An 18744-nucleotide genomic window follows, 5' to 3' on the forward strand; every position below is an offset into this window, starting at 1 on the left:
ACCGACGCGCGCCGACCGCGCCCGGGTCAGGCCTTGATGACGCTGAGCACGTTGCCGGCCGGGTCGCGGAACCAGGCGATGTCGGGGCCCATGCCGGAGGCTTCGCCGTGCATGATGCCGCGCTCGTCGGTGCCGTAGTCGTCGGGTGCCTCGTAGATCTTCGTCACGACGCCCGCCGTGTTGAGCTCGTCGACCGCTCGGTCGAGATCGTCAACGACGAAGTTCAAGATCGTGAACGTGGCCGGGGTGTGATCGTCTTTGGGATAGACGAACACGTGCTGACCCGACGGCAGCGTGAGCCCCAGCCCGCCCATCTCGTCGGTCACTTCGAGGCCCAGCGCCTCTCCGTAGAACCGGCGCGCGGCCTCGACGTCGTCGACGCTGAACCCCTGAAACGCATCCGTGATCGTCACCATGTTCGTCACCCTTTCGCCGATCGTCGCGTTGGAAGTCGAAAAGTGGGTTGGAAGGCCTGCCTACACGCCGTCTACCCACTTTTCGGCTTCCAACGCGATCGCGAGGCCACCACCCGTCGCTCGTGGGGCCAGCATCGCAGATCAGCGTGCGGCGGTCGAGCGTCGGTGTCGTGGTCACATCGCGGGGCCGCCACGGGCCTGGATCGGGCGCACGAGAAGCGAGCGGCGTCAGATCGAGCGGATCTCGGGGTCGATGTCGGCGAAGAGAAAGCCCTCGACCTCGTTGTCGTCCTCATCCTCGGTCTCGGTCTCGGTCTCGACGACCTCGGTCTCGACGACCTCGCTCTCGACCGTCTCGACATCGACCGTCCCGCTCTCGAGTTCGGCGGCAGCCTCGGGCTCGGCCGGAAGCGCCGTGGTGAGCTCGTACGCCGTCAGCTCGCGCGGGCTCTCGTCGATGCCCTCGAGCGTCGCCAGGACCTTCGTCTCGTCGAGCGCCTTGAGCTTCCGTGCGGTCGGCAGCACCCGGGACTCGAGCGATCCGACGAACGCGTTGTAGTCCTTGACGGAGCGTTCGATCGTCCGCCCGAGCTTCTCGATCTGCCCCGCGGTGGTCGACAGCCTCGAGTACAGCTCGCGGCTGAGGTCGAACAGGGTCTTCGCCTCCTTGGTGAGCACGTCCTGCTGCCAGCTGAACGCCACGGTCTTCAGCACCGACCACAGCGTGACCGGCGACGCGAGCGCGACCCGCTTGCCGAACGCGAACTCCATCAGCGTCGGGTCTGCGGTCAGCGCGCTCGAGATCAGCGACTCGCTCGGGATGAACGCGATCACCATCTCGGGGGAGGCCTCGAGCCCGCCCCAGTACGCCTTGCTGCCGAGCGCCGTGATGTGGTCGCGCACCGCCCTGACGTGCTGCTTCATGAGCTGCTCGCGACGTGCGCCCTCGGCGCCCGTCGCGGACTCGGGGATCTGGCTCGCCTCGAGGTACGCGTTGAACGGGGCTTTCGCGTCGACCGCGATGCTCTTGCCGCCCGGCAGCTTGATGGTCATGTCGGGGCGCCCGGCGCCGGCATCGCTCGTGATCGAGTGCTGCGTGTCGAAGTCGACGCGTTCGATCAGCCCTGCGGCCTCGACCACGCTGCGCAGCTGGGTCTCGCCCCACACGCCGCGCGTGCTGTTCGACCGCAGCGCGGAGGCGAGCGATTCCGCGGTCGACCGCAGACGCTCCTCGTTCTCGGCCGCGATCTTGAGCTGCTGGCTCAGCTCGCCGTGCTGCTGGTGCCGCTGCGTCTCGAGCTGCGTGACCTTCGACTGCATGTCGCTGAGCGTCTGCTTCACGGGTGCGAGCGCCTGCAGCACCTTGCTCTCGGCCGCCTCGCGCGACTCGCGCTCGCGCTGCTCGTCGCGCTGACGCTCGACGATCTCGCGGTACTGCGTGCGGGCCGACTCGATCTGCTCGCGCAGACCGCCGACGGTCGCCTCGACCGAGGCGAGCTCGGCCTTCAACTCACCCTGCACGCGCTGTGCTTCGGTGCGCAGCTGCGCCTGTTCGGCGGCGTGCGCGGCCCGCAGCTCGGCCTGCTCGGCCGCATGCGCGGCCTGCACGGCCGCGATGGCGGCTTCATGCCGCGCCTCGACGAGCGCCGGATCTTCCACCGACTCGATCGAGGTCGTGACCCCGGCGGCGCGCCGGGAGAGCACGGCCCAGGTGCCCAGCGCGCCGAGCGCGAGGCCCAGGACGACGCCGATGATGAGCAGCAGGAGTTCCATGCCGGAAAGTGTCGCAGGCCCCGCCGACATCGACCGTCAAGCGCCCCGGCGCGGGGCGAGCCCGGCCCATCGCCGAGGTTCGAAGCGGCCCTACTGCAACGCCATCGGCCCGTGCGCCGCAGCCTGCTCGCGCTGCGCGACGGGTCCGAGTGCGCCCACGCGCACCGCCGTCACCTTCGCGAGCGCCGCGAGGTCGACCGCGTCGTGCCGCTTCGCGGCGTGCACCACGATCGCCGCGCAGGCGAGGGCGTCGTCGAGCGCGTTGTGATGGGAGAAGTCCTCGAACCCCGCGGCCATCGCCGCGACGGGGAGCCGGTACGAGTCCAGCGTGTATGTCTTGCGTGCGACCTGCAGGCTGCAGAGGTACGAGTGGTCCGGCACGTCGAGTGCGAGCGCGGCGCAGGTCTTCGCGATGACCCCCATGTCGAACCCCGCGTTGTGAGCGACGAGCCAGTCGTCCTCGGCGAACTCCCGGAACGCCGCGAGCTGGTCGCCCCAGCTCGGTGCGTCGGCGACCATCTCACGGGTGATGCCGTGGATGCGCACGTTCCACTCCATGAACTCGTCGTGCGGGAACGGGGGTCGCAGCAGCCAGTACGCACGATCGACCACCCGGCCGTCGCGCACCTTCACGAGCCCGACCGAGCACGCCGAGGCGCCCGATCCGTTGGCGGTCTCGAAATCGATCGCGGTGAAGTTCACTGACACGCCATGCATGCTCGCACGCACCTGCGACGGTTGACGGATGCCTCGCCGGGGGCATGGAATGGCGTGAGCGAGGCATCCGGTGGCCGAGGCATCCGTCTCGGAAAGGAGGCGACCCGTGACCGACACGCGCCCCACGCCCGACCGCTCGCGGTCAGCGGGCGCGCTCGGCGCGCCCGTGGTCGCCGACCCGTCCGACCCGCGGACGCAGCAGACCGCGCGCTCGTTCGGTGCCGCGGCATCGGTCTATCAGGCCTCCCGGCCCGGGTATCCGGCCGAGGCGGTGGCCTGGCTCATCGGCGACGCCGCGACCGTGCTCGACCTCGGCGCCGGAACCGGCAAGCTCACGGAGGCGCTCGTCGCGCTCGATCGCGACGTGATCGCGGTGGATCCCGTGGAGGAGATGCTCGAGGAGCTCGAACTGCGGGTGCCCGGCGTGCCACGCGTCCTCGGCACCGCCGAGGACATCCCGCTCGAGGACGGGCGCGTCGATGCGGTCGTGGCCGGCCAGGCCTGGCACTGGTTCCAGCGTGCGCGCGCGATCCCCGAGATCGCGAGGGTGCTCCGGCCCGGCGGGACGCTCGGACTCGTCTGGAACAGCCGCGACACGCGGACTGGCTGGCTGCACGAGGCGGGCGAGCTCATGCACGAACGCTACGACGCGAGCACCACGTACGCCTCGACGGTGCAGATCGGCGCGCCGTTCGGCGCGGTCGAGGAGGTCCGGGTCGAGTGGGTGCAGCGGATGACCCGCAGCACGTTCCTCGACCTCGTGCGCTCGCGCTCGCATTTCCTGACCGCGTCTCAGGCAGACCAGCGCGAGACGATCGCCGCCGTGAAGACGCTGCTGCTGACGCATCCCGACCTCGCGGGCGCCGCCGAGCTCGCCGTGCCCTACGTGACGCACTGCTTCCGCACCCGCCTCGAGGCCTGATTCGCCCGATCGCGCGCGGATTGCCAGGCGCACCCCGGTACGATGGACGCCCGTGGCACTCACCATCGGAATCGTCGGTCTCCCGAACGTCGGCAAGTCGACCCTGTTCAACGCGCTCACCAAGAACCAGGTGCTCGCGGCCAACTACCCGTTCGCGACGATCGAGCCGAACATCGGCGTGGTGAACCTGCCCGACTCGCGGCTCGAGACGCTCGCCGGCATCTTCGGGTCGGAGCGCATCCTGCCGGCTGCCGTGTCGTTCGTCGACATCGCAGGCATCGTGCGCGGCGCGAGCGAGGGCGAGGGGCTCGGCAACAAGTTCCTCGCGAACATCCGCGAGGCAGACGCGATCGCCCAGGTCGTGCGCGGGTTCGAGGACTCCGACGTCGTGCACGTCGACGGCGCCGTCGACCCGAAGTCCGACATAGAGACGATCAACACCGAGCTGATCCTCGCCGACCTCGAGACCCTCGAGCGCGCGATCACGCGGTACGAGAAAGAGGTCAAGGGGCGCAAGCTCGACCCCTCGGTGCTCGCGACCGCGAAGGAGGCGCTCGAGGCGCTGCAGGGCGGCACGCCCCTGTCCGCGGCATCCGTCGACCTGGAGCCGATCAAGGAGCTGGGTCTGCTCACGGCGAAGCCGTTCATCTACGTCTTCAACGTCGACGAGGCGGTGCTGACGGATGCCTCCCGCAAAGCGGAGCTCGCCGCGCTCGTCGCCCCCGCCGACGCGGTGTTCCTCGACGCGAAGATCGAGTCGGAGCTCATCGACCTCGATCCCGACGACGCCGCCGAGCTGCTCGCCTCGACCGGGCAGGACGAGTCGGGCCTCGACCAGCTCGCGCGCGTCGGCTTCGACACCCTCGGCCTGCAGACCTATCTCACCGCCGGCCCCAAGGAGTCGCGCGCCTGGACCATCCCCAAGGGCGCCAAGGCGCCCCAGGCCGCCGGCGTGATCCACACCGACTTCGAGCGCGGGTTCATCAAGGCCGAGGTCATCTCGTTCGAGGATCTCGTGGCGACGGGGTCGGTGGCCGAGGCGCGCGCCAAGGGGAAGGCCCGCATGGAGGGTAAGGACTACGTCATGCAGGACGGCGACGTGGTGGAGTTCAGGTTCAACGTCTGATCCGGAACTCGGAGGGGGCCTCCTGGGTCTAGCCTCCGTAGTAATCAAGCAGTCGGCGCGACATGAAGCGTACGTGCGTTTGCGTGCGCTCTTGCGCCCACTCCAACTCATCCTCGCCTGAGGCTGCGGCGTTACTGCGGACATTTTGTGCGGCACCCACGCACCGTGAGCACCATTCGCGATTGATCACTTCGTCTGCTGGAAGAGGTCGGCCGTAGACGTACGCAGCCACCGGACCGATGTAGGGATCGCGGCTGTACCCGCCGGACGAGATGTGATATTCGACCGACTGGCAGCCAAACGGAGAGCCCCAGTGTTTGACTCTCCCGTTGCCGCCAGATGACTCGACGACGCTATAAGCCGGGGACTGGACGCAGTAGATGCTGGGATCGCCGGCGACGTCCGGTGCGATGAAGTGGGCTTGTGCGTCGCTGTGGAAGCAGTACCCGCAGAAAAATCGATTTTCTCCGGGAGTGACGATGCGTTCGGCGATTGCGAGCGACGCGTCGAGTTCATCGTCGTACGGCGCGTCGGGCTGGTCGAATACTTCTCCAGGCTCGCGATGCCAGGGGGCATCTAGGTACCGGGCGTAGTCCCTGCTTCTCGTCCATGCGCCATGGGTGGGTGACCATCGGACGCTTCAATGTGTGATCCGGGCAGCTGTGGTCGGGAGAGCCAGCTCGCTAAGTGGTACCATTTCTTGTACGACTTGGAGGTGCGAGATGGCGATCACGGCGAGTGAGGCTCGGAGCGACCTGTTCGGGCTGATCGAGCGGGTCAACCTCGATCAGACCGAGGTCGAGATCACCTCGAAGCGCGGGTCGGCGGTGTTGATGTCGAAGGATGAGTATGACTCGCTCATCGAGACGACGTACCTGCTGCGCTCGCCGAAGAATGCCCGGCGGCTCATGAACGCGCTCGATCAAGCGCGCGCCGGCACGGCGGAGGAGCGTGGGCTCGTCGAACCATGACCGACCGGCTGCTCGCCTGGACGGCGGAAGGCTGGGAGGACTACGTCTCCTGGCAAGGTCAGGATCGGAAGACGCTCAGACGCATCAATACGCTCGTTGACGACATCCTCCGTGGCGACCCCTTCGAAGGCCTCGGGAAGCCGGAACCGCTCCGGCACGCGCTGGCCGGCGCCTGGTCCCGGCGCATCGACGAGGCGAACCGTCTCGTGTACGTCGTCGATGACACCCGTCTCGTGGTGCTGCAGGCGCGTTACCACTACTGAATTCCAATGCCGTTCACTCTCTCCGAGCCCCACCACAGCGAACTGCTCATCAAGAAGAGCCGCTTCATCGGCTGCGTCGAGCCCGTCTCGGGGCGCGACGAGGCGGTCGAGCGGGTGACCGGGCTCCGGGCGGAACACCCGGGCGCGCGGCACGTGTGCTGGGCGCTGATGGCCGGCGGGCAGTCCGCGGCGAACGACGACGGTGAGCCGAGTGGAACGGCCGGCCGACCCATGCTCGACGTGCTGCGGCACCAGGAGCTCGAGGGCGTGCTGGCGACCGCGGTGCGCTACTTCGGCGGCATCAAGCTCGGCGCCGGCGGACTCGTGCGCGCGTACACGGACACGGTCGCGCAGGCGCTGCGCGACGCGGAAAGGGTGCCGTTGATCCGGACCCGAGCGTTGCTGATCACCGTGCCCTACACGTACGAGGGCGCGGTGCGGCGGGAGCTCGAGGCGCGCGGCGCGACGCTCGAGGCGGTGCGGCACGGAGCGGACGTGGAGTTGACGGCGCGCGTCGCAGAGGGAAGTGCGGCGGCCGTGATCGCGGACATCAACGACGCCTCGCAGGGGCGTGCGGAGCTCCATCTCGACGTGTGAACGACCTGTGTACTGCGTGGCCCTCGATGCTGACCGAGGTTCTCCACAGATCGCCGCCCCGGGCGGGCCACGCGCCCGGGGGCATGCTCGAATGGCGGGCGTGCGCGAACGAAATGACGGCCGGTCGAGACGGAACCAACGGTTGCTATCATGGTGATAGCAGATCCGGAGGTACGCATGGCATCCATCATCGTCCGTGGACTGGATGAGTCCGTGAAGAACCGGCTCGCGGCACAGGCGAGGGCACACGGGCGCTCGATGGAGGCCGAGGCCCGCGAAATACTCAGTGCGGCCGTGCGTCGGCCCCATATCGGCGTGGCGCTCTTGCACGCGGCGCGTGATGTTGGCGGCGTTGACGAGCTTCCCGTACCTGAGCGTTCGGATGCCGCGCGGGTGGTCGACTTCGAGTGATCATCCTCGACACGAACGTCATCTCGGAGGTGTTCCGACGTGAGCCGGATACGCGCGTCGTCTCCTGGCTGGAATCGATCGACGACGACGTCGCGATCACGGCCATCACCCTCGCGGAGCTCTTGGCGGGCGTTCGACGACTGCCGATGGGTCGTCGTCGGTCGGTGCTGGTCGAGTCGATCGAGCGTGCGGTCCAGCCCTATCGCGACACCCGTTCCGTGCTCTCGTTCGACGACCGGGCGGCTGATCACTATGCCGACATCCTCGACGCACGCGAGAAGTCGGGTCAGCCCATCAGCATGGCAGATGCGCAGATCGCCTCGATCTGTCGAGCACGCAACGCAGTCTGCGCGACCCGGAATACCAGAGACTTCGACCGCACCGGGATCGAGCTGGTGAACCCGTGGGACGCAGTCGGGAGTATCCGATCGTGACCTCGAGTGCCATGCAGTCGGCGTCGGCGTCGGTGCCCCGTCCCGCCTTCTTCGTTCGCGAAGAGCGGGGAGTCGCCATACACTTCGAGGTGCGAACGCCTGGTGGGTGGCGCAGGTCGGCGTACGACCTTTCGCGAGCTGGAGGGGGCCCGCATGCGTCGGACGACGTCGCTGCTGAGTATCGTGATCGCGCTCGGGATCGTCGGGGCGGGTGGCCTGCCGGCGCTCGCCGCCGAGCCCGAGACACCGCCGTCGGTCTCCGCACCGGCCGAGACCGCCCGGCCCGAGCACACCGCCCAGTCCGAGGAACCGGCGCAGCCCGAGCCCACGGCTCCGCCCGAGGCATCCGACCCGCCCGGAGCATCCGAATCGCCTGAGCCGTCGCCCGCGCCCGAGGCATCCGCCCCGCCGAAGGCCCCGACCGACGCCGACGTCGCGCCCCGCGCCGACGCCCGCCTGGAGGCGCACGCGCTCGTCAACGGGAGCACCGTCATCAACGACTTCCCGCCGGGCATCTACCGGCTGCAGGGCATCAACCGCTACGCCACGTCGGTCGCCATCGGCAGCCGGTTCCAGCCGAACGTGCCCGTCGTCTACGTCGCGACCGGACTCGACTTCCCCGACGCGCTCTCCTCGGCGGCCGCCGCCGCGCGCCTCGGCGGCCCGCTGCTCCTCACCGAGTCCAACGTGCTCACCGACATCGTCGCCGGCGAGATCCGGCGGCTCAATCCGAAACGCATCGTCGTCGCGGGCAGCGAGGCCACGATCTCGAAGCCCGTGTTCGACGCCCTCGGCAAGATCTCGCCGAACATCAGGGTCGACCGGCTCGGCGGCGTCGACCGGTACGAGACCGCCGAGAGGATCATCGCCGACGCGTTCACGGTCGCCGATCAGGCGTATGTCGCGACGGGCCGCACCTTTCCCGACGCGCTCGCGGCGTCGGCGGCGGCCGGCACGATGAGCGCCCCGGTGTTCCTCGTCGACGGGCAGACGCCCACGGTGCGGGCGGAGACGCTCGCGTTGATGAAGAAGCTCAAGATCCGCACCATCAGGATCGTCGGCGACATCCACGCGGTGAGCGCCGCCATCCAGCAGCAACTGACGTCCGCGGGCTTCACCGTGCATCGCGACCAGGGCCAGAACCGGTTCTCGACGGCCATCGCGATCAACGAGGCCGTCTTCGGCGGGCGCACCTCGCTCGACAGTGTGGTGATCGCGACCGGCGAGGGATTCGCCGACGCGCTCGCCGGGGCCGCGCTCGCCGGCCAGCTCGGCGCCCCGCTGTACCTCGTCAAGCGCGAGTGCATGTCGTACGCGACGTCGAGCTCGATGCAGGGACTCTCGCCGGGAGCGCGCGTCTATCTCGGGAGCGCGGCCACCGTCGGCGAGGAGGTCGTGCGCGGCGACATCTGCCACGAGTGGTCGAAGCCCGCGAACGGTCGCATCACCGACGTATTCGGGCCGCGCACGCCCATCTGCACGCCGGGCGGCTGCACTTCGTCGTTCCACCGCGGGCTCGACATCGGGACCGGATGCTGGGCACCGATCCGTGCCGCGGCCGACGGCGCCGTGACCACGGCGCAGCCGGTCGGCACGTTCGGCAACTTCGTGCGCATCTCGCACGGCGGAGGCATGGAGACCGGCTACGCCCACCTCGCCGACGGGGGCACCCTGGTCAGCGTCGGGCAGGCGGTCACCAGCGGCCAGCAGATCGGCTGGTCGGGTGCGACGGGCGCGGCGACCGGATGCCACCTGCATCTCGAGTTGTACCAGAACGGCACGCAGATCGATCCGCTGCCGTATCTCACCGCACGCGGCGTCGCGTTCGGCTGAGTCCGCCGGGAATCGCGGGCGAAGCGCGCGCGAATCGGGCGCGAAGCGCGCGCGATGTCGGTGGTCCACGGCAGGATGGTCGTGTGCCCGAACTCCCCGAGGTCGAAGCGCTCACGCGATTCCTGCGCGAACGCGTGGTCGGTCACGCCATCGAGTCCGTCCGGCTCGCCTCCATCTCGGCCCTGAAGACGTTCGATCCACCCCTGTCGGCGCTCGAGGGCGCGACGGTGAGTGCGGCATCGCGGCAGGGCAAGTTCGTCGACCTCGAGGCGGGCGGCGTGCACCTCGTGTTCCATCTCGCGCGCGCCGGCTGGCTGCGCTGGTACGACGAGCTGCCGAAGACACCCGTGAAGCCGGGCAAGTCACCGCTGGCGTTGCGCCTGCGGCTCGACGACGGCGCTGGGTTCGATCTCACCGAGGCCGGCACCAAGAAGTCACTCGCCGTCTACGTCGTGCGCGATCCCGCCGAAGTGCCCGGCATCGCGCGGCTCGGTCCCGACCCGACCGCGCCCGGCTTCACGTTCGAGGAGTTCGCGGCCGAGCTGCGCGGGCGGCGCACGCAGATCAAGGGCGTGCTGCGCGACCAGTCCATCTTCGCGGGCATCGGCAACGCCTACTCCGACGAGATCCTGCACGCCGCGCGGATGTCGCCCTATGCGCTCGCCGCGAACCTCGCGCCCGAGCAGGTCGAGACACTCTTCCATGCCATGCGCGACACGCTCGCCGAGGCGGTGGCCGTGGCATCCGGAAAGCCGCCCGCCGACCTGAAAGACGCCAAACGCCGGGGCATGCAGGTGCACGGCCGCACGGGCGAGACGTGCCCGGTGTGCGGCGACATCGTGCGTCAGGTCATCTTCGCCGACTCCACGTTCCAGTACTGCCCGACCTGTCAGACGGGCGGCAAACCGCTGGCCGACCGGCTCCGTTCACGCCTGGTGAAGTGAGCCGCTGAGCCGACGGGCGGGCGGCGTCGATGTGTCGTCGGCGCCGGCTACGCGTGGCGGCCGTGCGCGCCGCCCTGGTCGGCCGTGCCGCGGTCGTCCGGAGCAGGGCCGTCGTTGTGGCGTCCGTCGGCGTCGTTTCGATCGGTGACATCGGGGTCGACGTGGTCGGCGTGACGCATGCGATCCTGCGTCTCCTGCTGCAGCCCGGCCGCCTGCGACTGCCGTGCCTCGCTCTCGCGCGCGAGACGATCCGCTTCGAGCTGCGCCGCACGGGCGTCCGCGTCGGCCTTCGCGGCGTCGGCCGAGGCCTGCGCTGCGGCGACGCCCTCGGCCTCGGCGCGTTCCTGCGTTCGCTGCGCCTCCGCCCGGATCTCCTGCGCCTTGCTCCGCTGCTGATTGGCTCGCCGCTCGCGTGCCCGACGCGACGTCAGCGCCACGACGATCGCGACGACGACGATGACGACGACGACCGCGACGATGATCCAGATGAGTGTGCCGGTGTCCACGATGATCCGCCTCCTCGAGGTTCGGGTGCCTCCAGTGGACCGCGATCCGGATGCCTCGGGCAACGGCTTGCGGATCGGTGCCGAATCGTGCTCGGGTCCCGCGCGTGCGGCGCTCGGGCGGCCCCGGCCCGAGCGCCGCAGGCGCTCGGGGCGTGCGGGGCAGGCCGGGGCGAGACCGACGCCGGCGCCGGGGGCGGGACAGGATCGGCGTCGGTGCGGTCGGCGCCGATACGGCCCGCCGGGGCGCCGGCAGTACCATGACGACGTGAACCCGATGACCCGCCCCGATCGGGCCGAGATCGCCACGCGGCTGCGCGCCGCGGGGTGCGTGTTCGCCGAGGACGAGGCGCGCCTGCTCGACGAGGCGGCGGGCGACACGGAGACCCTGCTCGACCTCGTCGAACGGCGGATCGCGGGCGAGCCGCTCGAACCCCTGCTCGGCTGGGTCGAGTTCGCGGGGATACGGCTCCGCGTGGGGCCCGGGGTGTTCGTGCCCCGTCAGCGCACCACGGTGCTCGCCGCGGAAGCCGCCGCGCTCGCCGCGGCGCAGCCTGCGCCGGTCGTCGTCGACCTGTGCTGCGGCGTCGCGGCGATCGCGGCGGTCGTCGGCGCGTCGGGAGCGGCGCACCGGCTCGTCGCCGCCGATCTCGACCCGGTTGCCGTCGCGTTCGCGGCGCAGAATCTCGCCGCGTACGGCGGTGAGACGTACGTGGGCGACCTGTACGACGCGCTCCCTCGAGAGGTCGCGGGCACGATCGATGTGCTCGCCGTCAACGCGCCGTACGTGCCCAGCGCGGAGATCTCCGGCATGCCGCGCGAGGCGCGCGACCACGAGCCGAGGCACACGCTCGACGGCGGCTCCGACGGACTCGACCTGCATCGACGCGTGGCCGCGTCGTCGCGCGAGTGGCTGGCGCCCGGCGGGCATGTCCTCATCGAGTCGAGCTCGGGGCAGGCGGAGGGGACGGCCGGGCTGCTCCGCGCGGCGGGGCTCGAGACCCGTGTCGTCACGGACGATGAGCTCGGCGCCACGGTCGTGATCGGACGCGCGGCGCGCTGAGCGCGCATCGGGGTGGTCGCGGCCCGCACGGACCGGTCACGGCGCGCGTCGCGGGCCAGGTGTCGCGCCGGGGCGCGCGCGTCGCGCGGTCGCGGGTCACTCGTCTCGCGGGGCGCGCGCGTCGCGCGGATCGCAGGTCAGTGGCGGTCGTCGCCGCGGCCGGCGCGCAGGATCGAGACGACCTCCTCATCGGAGGTCTGGGTGAAGTCGCGGTAGTGCATGCCGACGGACATGAAGCTGCGTGGCGTCGACAGCACGACGACCTCGTCGGCCTCGGGGAAGTCCGCGACCACGTCGGGTGCGGCGACCGGGATCGCGAGCACGACTCGGTCTGCACCGAGCTGACGCGCCATCGTGCACGCCACGCGCGCGGTCGCGCCGGTCGCGACCCCGTCGTCGACGACGACGGCCGTACGCCCGGTGAGCTCGATCGGCGGGTGCCCGCCACGGAACCGCGTCACGCGGGCTTCGACCTCGCTCCGCTCCCGGCGTTCGAGGGCCCGAAGCTCGTGGTCGGGGATGCGCGAGGTGCGGCGTACGTCGTCGTTCCAGATCACGGCCTGCTGTTCGCCGACCGCGCCCATGGCGACCTCGGGCTGCCAGGGCACGCCGAGCTTCCGCACGACGAGCACGTCGAGCGGCGCGTCGAGTGCCCGCGCGATCTCATCGGCCACGGGCACGCCGCCACGTGGGAGGCCCAGCACGACCGGCCGATCGGGGGCCCGCGACTTCAGCTCGCGACCCAGCCGCCGGCCCGCGTCGCGACGGTCGGCGAATCGCTCGACCGACGCCATCGGCCCACCGCCCCTCGTCGCCCGTGAACTCGTCGTGGTGCCCTCGTTACCCCGAGCACGGCCCGCGCGTCAAGCCCCAGCTCGCCGCGCTTCGGAGCGGCTAACTTGGCTCTCGGAACGGGAATCCAATCGTGAATCGGCCACCGACGGTACGGGGGTGCAGGACGTCGCCGATGAACGACAAGCCGGAGAGGGGCCGGCTCGGGCGGGCGGTGCTGGGGGCACCGCCCGCCACTTCTTTGCCCGCCGGACGCGCGGAGCGGCGCGCGGCGGCGCCCGCTGACGCGCGGAGCGGCGCGGGGTTCAGTGCGGTGCGTGCGCGCCCTCGACCATGTCGGCCGGCTTGCGGATGAACAGCGCGCCGACGATCGCGGCCAGCGAGATGATCGCGCCGACGAGGAACGCGGCGCGGATGCCTGCGGCCTGTGCGGCGATCTCACCCGCGCCGGCCGCTGCCGCGGCCGTCTGCTGGCCGGCCATGACGGCGATGAACAGTGCGGTTCCCGTCGCGCCCGCGACCTGCTGCACCGTGCCGATGATGGCCGAGCCGTGCGAGTAGAGCTTCCGGTCTACCGACCCGAGCGCCGAGGTGAACAGCGGCGTGAACATGAAGGCGAGCGCGGCCGACATCACGAGGTGCGCGAGCAGCACGAGCCACACCGACGTGGATTCGTTCAGCAGCGTGAACGACCAGAATGCGCCGCTCAGCACGACGCTCGCGGGAACGAGCAGCGGGGTCGGTCCGAACCGGTCGTAGAGGCGGCCGACGACCGGGCCGAGCAGCCCCATGAGCAGCCCGCCCGGCAACAGGATCAGCCCCGTCTCGAGCGGGTCGAGCAGGAGCACCCGCTGCAGGTAGTACGGCAGCACGATGATGGTGCCGAAGAGGGACGCCATGAGCACGATCATGAGCGCGACCGAGATCGTGAAGTTGCGTGACCGGAAGGTGCGCAGGTCGAGGAGAGCTCGGTCTCGGCGCTGCAGGATCAGCTGGCGCCAGATGAACCCGGCGATGCCGGCGACGCCCACGCCGAAGGCGATCCAGATGACGGCCGCGGGCGTGGCCGCCGCCTCGGCGGCAGCGGCGCCGTGCCCGCCACCTTCGCCGCCGAGCTGGCTCAGCCCGTACACGAGCCCGCCGAACCCGAACGCGGAGAGCACGACGGAGAACACGTCGATCGGAAGCCGGCGCGGCTCGTTGACGGTCTCGACCTTGCGGATGCCGATGATCAGCATCGCCACCGCGATCGGCAGCACGAGCCAGAACATGAACCGCCAGGAGGCGACGCTCAGGATGATGCCCGAGATCGTGGGGCCGATCGCGGGCGCCACCGACATGACGATCGACACCCGGCCCATGAACCGGCCGCGGTCGGCCGGCGGCACGACCGACATGAGCGTCGTCATGAGCAGCGGCATCATGATCGCCGTGCCGCTGGCCTGCACGACGCGTGCGGCGAGCAGTACCTCGAAGCCGGGTGCGAGCGCGGCGAGCAGCGTGCCGACCGAGAACAGCGTCATCGCCGTGATGAACACGGGACGGGTCGGGAAGCGCTGCAGCAGGTAGCCGGTGATCGGGATCACGACGGCCATGGTGAGCAGGAAGGCGGTGGTGAGCCACTGTGCGGCGGTGACGGTGATGCCGAGGTCGTCGACGAGGTTCGGCACCGCGACGCCCATGATGGTCTCGTTCAGGAAGACCACGAACGTCGCCGCGAGCAGGAGCCAGATGACGCGCGTGTTCGGCGGCGTCGCGGGCGCGCTGCCGGCGCCGGGTGCCTCGAACGGCCCGGCGCCGCGTTGGGCGTCGAGGTCGGGAACGGCGCGTTCGGTCACGTGGGGGTCCTATCGGTTCACGGCGGGCGGGCGCCGGTGGGCGCCGGCGCCCGCGGCATGCTGCTTCCGTGGGATGCTGCATCGAAAACTGCCGGAGACCGGCATGTGGGTGAACCCGGTCGGGATGACGGGCTATTCCCGAATTCGGCGATCGATAGGAACGTATGTTTCTCGACGTCGAGATCGAACGCGGTGTGTCTTAGCGGGCCGAGCTCACGGCGCGGGTGCCGGACCGTCGGTGGGCGTCGCCTCGGGCAGCCAGCCCTCGAGCAGCTCTTCCTCGGGGGCGAGCTCCTCTTCTTCGCGGCGCTCGGCGGCCGCTTCGTCGGCGTCGGACTTGTGGTTCGGCGTCTGGTCGGTCATACGGCCACGATACCGCGCACCGCCGACACGGCCCTGAGCACGGCGTCCGAGGCCGCGCGGACCTCGTCCTCGGACGTCTCCCGCCCGAGCGTGAACCGCACCGCGGTCTGCGCCAGCTCGGGCGAGATCCCCATGGCGGTGAGCACGTGCGACGGTTCGTCGCGCCCGACCGCGCACGCCGATCCGCTCGAGCTCAGCACCCCGTCGCGTTCGAGCTCGAGGAGCACCGCCTCACCGGCCGCGCCGGGGAACACGAACGACGCGGTGCCGGGCAGACGGGACTCGGGGTCGCCCGTGAGCCGGGCGCCGGGCACCTCGCCGAGCACGCGCGCCACGAGCTCCCGCCTGAGCACGCCGACCCGTTCGGACGTCTCGGCCCGTTCCGCCTCGGCGAGCTGCAACGCCGTCGCGAACGCGACGGCCCCGGCGACGTTCTCGGTGCCCGAGCGGCGCCCGCGTTCCTGCCCGCCGCCGTGCAGCACAGGTTCCAACGGCACGCGCCCGCGCGCGACGAGCGCGCCCGTGCCCTTCGGCGCGCCGACCTTGTGCCCGGCGAGCGACAGTGCGTCGACGCCGAGGTCGTCGAGCCCGAGCGGCAGCCAGCCGGCGGCCTGCACCGCATCCGTGTGCACGCGCGCGCCGGCCGCGTGCGCGAGCCCCGCGAGCTCGGCGACCGGCTGCACCGTGCCGACCTCGTTGTTCGCGAGCTGCACCGACACGAGCGTCGTGTCGTCTCGCAACACCCGCGCGAGCGCGTCGGGGTGGACGAGCCCGTGCTCGTCGACCGCGACGAGCGACACCTCGAACCCGTGCAGCCGCTCGAGGTAGGACGCCGACTCGAGCACCGCCTCATGCTCGACGGGGGAGATCACGAGGTGCCGGCCCCGGGGCGTCGCGAGCGCGATCCCCTTGAGCGCGAGGTTGTCGGCCTCGGTGCCGCCGCTCGTGAACACGACGTCTCCGGGCCTCGCGCCGGTCGCGTCCGCGACGGTCGCTCGGGCCCACGCGAGCGCTCGCGCGGCCTCGTCGCCCAGCCGGTGCTGGCTCGACGGATTGCCGAACGCCCCGGTCAGGTACGGCCACATCGCCTCGAGCGCCTCGCGGCGCACGGGCGAGGTCGCGGCGTGGTCGAGGAAGATCACGGCGCGCCTCGCGCCGCGCGGCCGGCGGCCGCGCCGGAGCGGTTCGCGCCGCCGCCGGCCGCGGCGCCTGAGCCGCCTGCGGCTTCGATCACGACGTCGAGCCCGAGGTCGAGGGAGCGCACCGAGTGGGTGAGGGCGCCGACCGAGATCACGTCGACGCCTGTCGCGGCGATCGCGGCGATGGTGTCGAGGGAGACGCCGCCCGATGCCTCGACGACGGCGCGGCCGCCGATCCGGGCGACCCCGTCGCGCAGCTCGTCGAGCGTGAAGTTGTCGAGCATGATCGTGTCGGCACCGCCCGCGAGCACCGCGTCGAGCTGATCGAGCCGGTCGACCTCGACCTCGAGGTGCACGGTGTGCGGCAGCCGGTCGCGGGCGTCCCGCAACGCGGTGGCCAGGTCGGTGCCGCCCGCGGTCAGCACGGCCAGGTGGTTGTCCTTCGCCATGACGGCGTCCGAGAGGGATCGACGATGATTGCGCCCGCCGCCGTCGCGCACGGCCTGCCGCTCGAGGCTGCGGAGCCCCGGTGTGGTCTTCCGGGTGTCCACGACCCGGGCACGCGTGCCGTCGACCGCGGCGACGTACCGCGCGGTGAGTGTCGCGATGCCCGACATGCGCTGGACCAGGTTCAGGGCGACGCGCTCGGCGCGCAGGATGCCCCGGGCCGGGCCCGACACCCGCGCCAGCGCGGCGCCCGCCTCGAATCGGTCCCCGTCGGCCGCGGACGGCCGCACCTCGATGCGCTCGTCGACGAGCCGGAACGCCGCGGCGAACACGTCGATGCCCGAGAGCACGCCGGCCTCACGTGCGACGAGCTCGGCGGCGGCGGTCGCGGCGGCCGGGATGAGCGTCTCACCCGTGAGGTCGCCCCAGGGGGCATCCTCGTCGAGCGCGGCGCCGACGATCCGGTCGATCTCACGTCGGTCGGTCATCAGGCGGCCTCCAGGGCTGGGTTCGGGGTCGATGCGGCGTCGAGCGTCTCGCCGCCGTCGGTACGGTAGTGGGCGCCGACGCTCTCGCGTCGCGCCCGGGCGGCGTCGACGGTCAACCGCGCGAGGTCGAGCAGATTGCGGTCTTCCGCGCTGGCGCGGTCGACGGGCGCCGGCGCGTTCCAGGCGGCGAGGCGAGCGGATGCCTCGGCCAGCCCGATCTCGTCGCGTTCGACGCCGACCCGGCTCCACATGAGCTCCTGCAGCGCGCTGCGCGAGAACGGCGGTGAATCCGGCCGCACCGAAATGTCGGACCGGCCGGACGACACGCCGGGCAGGACCCCTTCGGGCACGGCGTGTCGTGTGGTCGATCCGACATTCGGGAGTGGATCACAGGACAGGACCTCGCCCGGGCGCGCGTCCGAGAGACTGCGCACCGCCCGGTCGGCGAACACCGCGGCCTCGAGCAGCGAGTTCGAGGCGAGCCGGTTGGCGCCGTGCACTCCCGTGCGCGCGCACTCGCCGACGGCCAGAAGGCCGGGCAGGCTGGTGCGTGCGTCGAGGTCGGTCACGATCCCGCCCATCGCATAGTGGGCGGCCGGCGTGACGGGCACCGGCTCGCGGGACCAGTCGAACCCGGCCTCGCGCACGACGCGGTCGATGCCCGGGAAGCGCCGGGCGAGTCGCCCGGCTCCGAGGCTGCTCGCATCCTCCGCGGTCACGTCCGCTGCGGTGGCGTCGGCGACCGCGGTGCCGGTGGCCAGGGCGTCCGGGCCCGTGGCATCCGGGTCCGTGGCATCCAGGCACGTGGCGTCGAGGAACACCGGCGCGCCGCCCTGCTCGCGCATGCGCCGCCAGACGGCGCGTGCCACCACGTCGCGGGGGGCGAGCTCGGCGCGCGGATCGATCTCGAGCATGAACCGCTCGCCTCGCGCGTCGCGCAGGACGGCGCCCTCGCCACGGACCGCTTCGGAGATGAGCGGCGTGCCCGGCGCAGCGAGCGCCGTGGGGTGGAACTGCGTGAACTCGAGGTCGGCGACGGCGGCCCCCGCGCGCCACGCAGCCGCGACCCCGTCGCCCGTCGCCACGGCCGGGTTCGTCGTATGCCGGTAGAGGCATCCGCTGCCGCCGGTCGCGAGCACGACCGTGTCGGCGTGCAGCGCGACGCGTTCGCCCGACGCGTCGAGCACGACGGCCCCGATCACCCGGCGGCCGCGCCCGACCGTGTCGTCGCCGTCGACGATGAGGTCGATGAGCATCGCGTGCTCCGTGATCCGGACCGCCCGCCGCCGCACGGTCTCGACCAGCGCCTGCTCGATCGCCGCACCCGTGGCGTCGCCGCCCGCGTGCAGGATACGCGCGCGGGAATGCGCCGCCTCGAGCCCGCGCGCGAGCCCGGACTCGCCGCCGTCGAACGCGACGCCGAACCGGATCAGGTCGCGCACGCGCGCCGGGCCTTCGGCGCAGAGCACGGCCACGGCCTCGGGATCCGCGAGCCCCGCACCCGCCTCGAGCGTGTCGGCGGCGTGCCGGCCCGCCGAGTCGTCGGGGAACAGCGCAGCGGCGATGCCGCCCTGCGCGTGCCGGGTGCTGCCTTCGCCGAGCGCCGTCTTGGTGACGACCTCGACCTCGTGCCCGGCGTCGGCGGCCTTCACCGCCGTCCACAGGCCGGCGATGCCGCCGCCGATCACCAGCACCCGGGCCATG

20 protein-coding genes are annotated in these 18744 nt (G+C 71.4%); 10 read left to right on the plus strand and 10 right to left on the minus strand.

The genetic code is table 11. The features are described 5' to 3' along the window. Positions 1–26: 26 nt before the first annotated feature. The 3 genes from RH864_RS03405 to RH864_RS03415 form a co-directional block, all read right to left on the minus strand. Positions 27–416, minus strand: a complete 390-nt coding sequence (locus RH864_RS03405; protein WP_310516109.1) for a VOC family protein — start codon at positions 414–416, stop codon at positions 27–29. A 228-nt stretch (positions 417–644) separates the two neighbouring features. Beyond that, complete coding sequence (rmuC, locus tag RH864_RS03410; RefSeq protein ID WP_310516110.1) at positions 645–2189, minus strand: DNA recombination protein RmuC; 1545 nt, start codon at positions 2187–2189, stop codon at positions 645–647. Positions 2190–2279: 90 nt separating this feature from the next. Next, positions 2280–2897, minus strand: a complete 618-nt coding sequence (locus tag RH864_RS03415; protein ID WP_310516111.1) for a 3'-5' exonuclease — start codon at positions 2895–2897, stop codon at positions 2280–2282. Between the two features lie 115 nt (positions 2898–3012). Here RH864_RS03415 and RH864_RS03420 point away from each other — a divergent pair, with 115 nt between their 5' ends. The 9 genes from RH864_RS03420 (at position 3013) to RH864_RS03460 (ending at position 10407) form a co-directional block, all read left to right on the plus strand. Next, a complete protein-coding gene (locus RH864_RS03420; RefSeq protein ID WP_310516112.1) occupies positions 3013–3828 on the plus strand; it encodes a class I SAM-dependent methyltransferase in 816 nt (271 codons plus the stop codon). 52 nt (positions 3829–3880) lie between these two features. After that, complete coding sequence (gene ychF, locus RH864_RS03425; RefSeq protein ID WP_310516113.1) at positions 3881–4954, plus strand: redox-regulated ATPase YchF; 1074 nt, start codon at positions 3881–3883, stop codon at positions 4952–4954. 722 nt (positions 4955–5676) lie between these two features. Continuing rightward, positions 5677–5925, plus strand: coding sequence for a type II toxin-antitoxin system Phd/YefM family antitoxin (locus RH864_RS03430; protein ID WP_310516114.1), 249 nt, complete (start codon positions 5677–5679; stop codon positions 5923–5925). After that, on the plus strand, positions 5922–6188 hold the full coding sequence (locus RH864_RS03435) for a Txe/YoeB family addiction module toxin (protein ID WP_310516115.1): 267 nt from the start codon (positions 5922–5924) through the stop codon (positions 6186–6188). The genes RH864_RS03430 and RH864_RS03435 overlap by 4 nt, the downstream gene beginning before the upstream one ends. 6 nt (positions 6189–6194) lie before the next feature. Next, positions 6195–6785 carry an IMPACT family protein gene (locus RH864_RS03440; protein ID WP_310516116.1) on the plus strand — a complete coding sequence of 197 codons (591 nt, stop codon included), beginning with the start codon at positions 6195–6197 and terminating at the stop codon, positions 6783–6785. A 177-nt stretch (positions 6786–6962) separates the two neighbouring features. Beyond that, positions 6963–7196: a FitA-like ribbon-helix-helix domain-containing protein gene (locus RH864_RS03445; protein ID WP_310516117.1), complete on the plus strand. Its 234-nt coding sequence runs from the start codon at positions 6963–6965 to the stop codon at positions 7194–7196. Further along, positions 7193–7630 (plus strand): type II toxin-antitoxin system VapC family toxin, encoded by a 438-nt coding sequence (locus RH864_RS03450; protein ID WP_310516118.1) that lies wholly within the window; start codon positions 7193–7195, stop codon positions 7628–7630. Before RH864_RS03445 ends, RH864_RS03450 begins: the two co-directional genes overlap by 4 nt. Before the next feature lie 153 nt (positions 7631–7783). After that, complete coding sequence (locus RH864_RS03455; RefSeq protein ID WP_310516119.1) at positions 7784–9463, plus strand: cell wall-binding repeat-containing protein; 1680 nt, start codon at positions 7784–7786, stop codon at positions 9461–9463. An 83-nt stretch (positions 9464–9546) separates the two neighbouring features. Beyond that, entirely contained in the window at positions 9547–10407 is an 861-nt protein-coding gene (locus RH864_RS03460) for an Fpg/Nei family DNA glycosylase (protein WP_310516120.1), read from the plus strand. A gap of 47 nt (positions 10408–10454) precedes the next feature. Here the strand turns inward: RH864_RS03460 and RH864_RS03465 are convergent, their stop codons facing one another. After that, positions 10455–10913, minus strand: coding sequence for a hypothetical protein (locus RH864_RS03465; RefSeq protein WP_310516121.1), 459 nt, complete (start codon positions 10911–10913; stop codon positions 10455–10457). A 274-nt stretch (positions 10914–11187) separates the two neighbouring features. Here RH864_RS03465 and RH864_RS03470 point away from each other — a divergent pair, with 274 nt between their 5' ends. Beyond that, positions 11188–11973: a putative protein N(5)-glutamine methyltransferase gene (locus tag RH864_RS03470; RefSeq protein WP_310516388.1), complete on the plus strand. Its 786-nt coding sequence runs from the start codon at positions 11188–11190 to the stop codon at positions 11971–11973. Between the two features lie 137 nt (positions 11974–12110). Here RH864_RS03470 and RH864_RS03475 read toward each other — a convergent pair whose 3' ends face one another. The 6 genes from RH864_RS03475 to RH864_RS03500 form a co-directional block, all read right to left on the minus strand. Next, positions 12111–12767, minus strand: coding sequence for a phosphoribosyltransferase (locus tag RH864_RS03475; RefSeq protein WP_310516122.1), 657 nt, complete (start codon positions 12765–12767; stop codon positions 12111–12113). A gap of 303 nt (positions 12768–13070) precedes the next feature. Further along, positions 13071–14603, minus strand: coding sequence for a DHA2 family efflux MFS transporter permease subunit (locus RH864_RS03480; RefSeq protein ID WP_310516123.1), 1533 nt, complete (start codon positions 14601–14603; stop codon positions 13071–13073). 213 nt (positions 14604–14816) lie between these two features. Then, positions 14817–14966 (minus strand): hypothetical protein, encoded by a 150-nt coding sequence (locus tag RH864_RS03485; RefSeq protein ID WP_310516124.1) that lies wholly within the window; start codon positions 14964–14966, stop codon positions 14817–14819. Then, entirely contained in the window at positions 14963–16108 is a 1146-nt protein-coding gene (locus RH864_RS03490; RefSeq protein ID WP_310516125.1) for a cysteine desulfurase family protein, read from the minus strand. The genes RH864_RS03485 and RH864_RS03490 overlap by 4 nt, the downstream gene beginning before the upstream one ends. Next, complete coding sequence (gene nadC, locus RH864_RS03495) at positions 16105–17040, minus strand: carboxylating nicotinate-nucleotide diphosphorylase (protein WP_310516126.1); 936 nt, start codon at positions 17038–17040, stop codon at positions 16105–16107. Before nadC ends, RH864_RS03490 begins: the two co-directional genes overlap by 4 nt. After that, on the minus strand, positions 17040–18743 hold the full coding sequence (locus RH864_RS03500; RefSeq protein ID WP_310516127.1) for an L-aspartate oxidase: 1704 nt from the start codon (positions 18741–18743) through the stop codon (positions 17040–17042). Before RH864_RS03500 ends, nadC begins: the two co-directional genes overlap by 1 nt. Position 18744: the final 1 nt, after the last annotated feature.

Origin of the sequence: Agromyces aerolatus (assembly GCF_031432255.1) — a bacterium.
In the GTDB taxonomy this organism is placed as follows: Bacteria; Actinomycetota; Actinomycetes; order Actinomycetales; family Microbacteriaceae; genus Agromyces.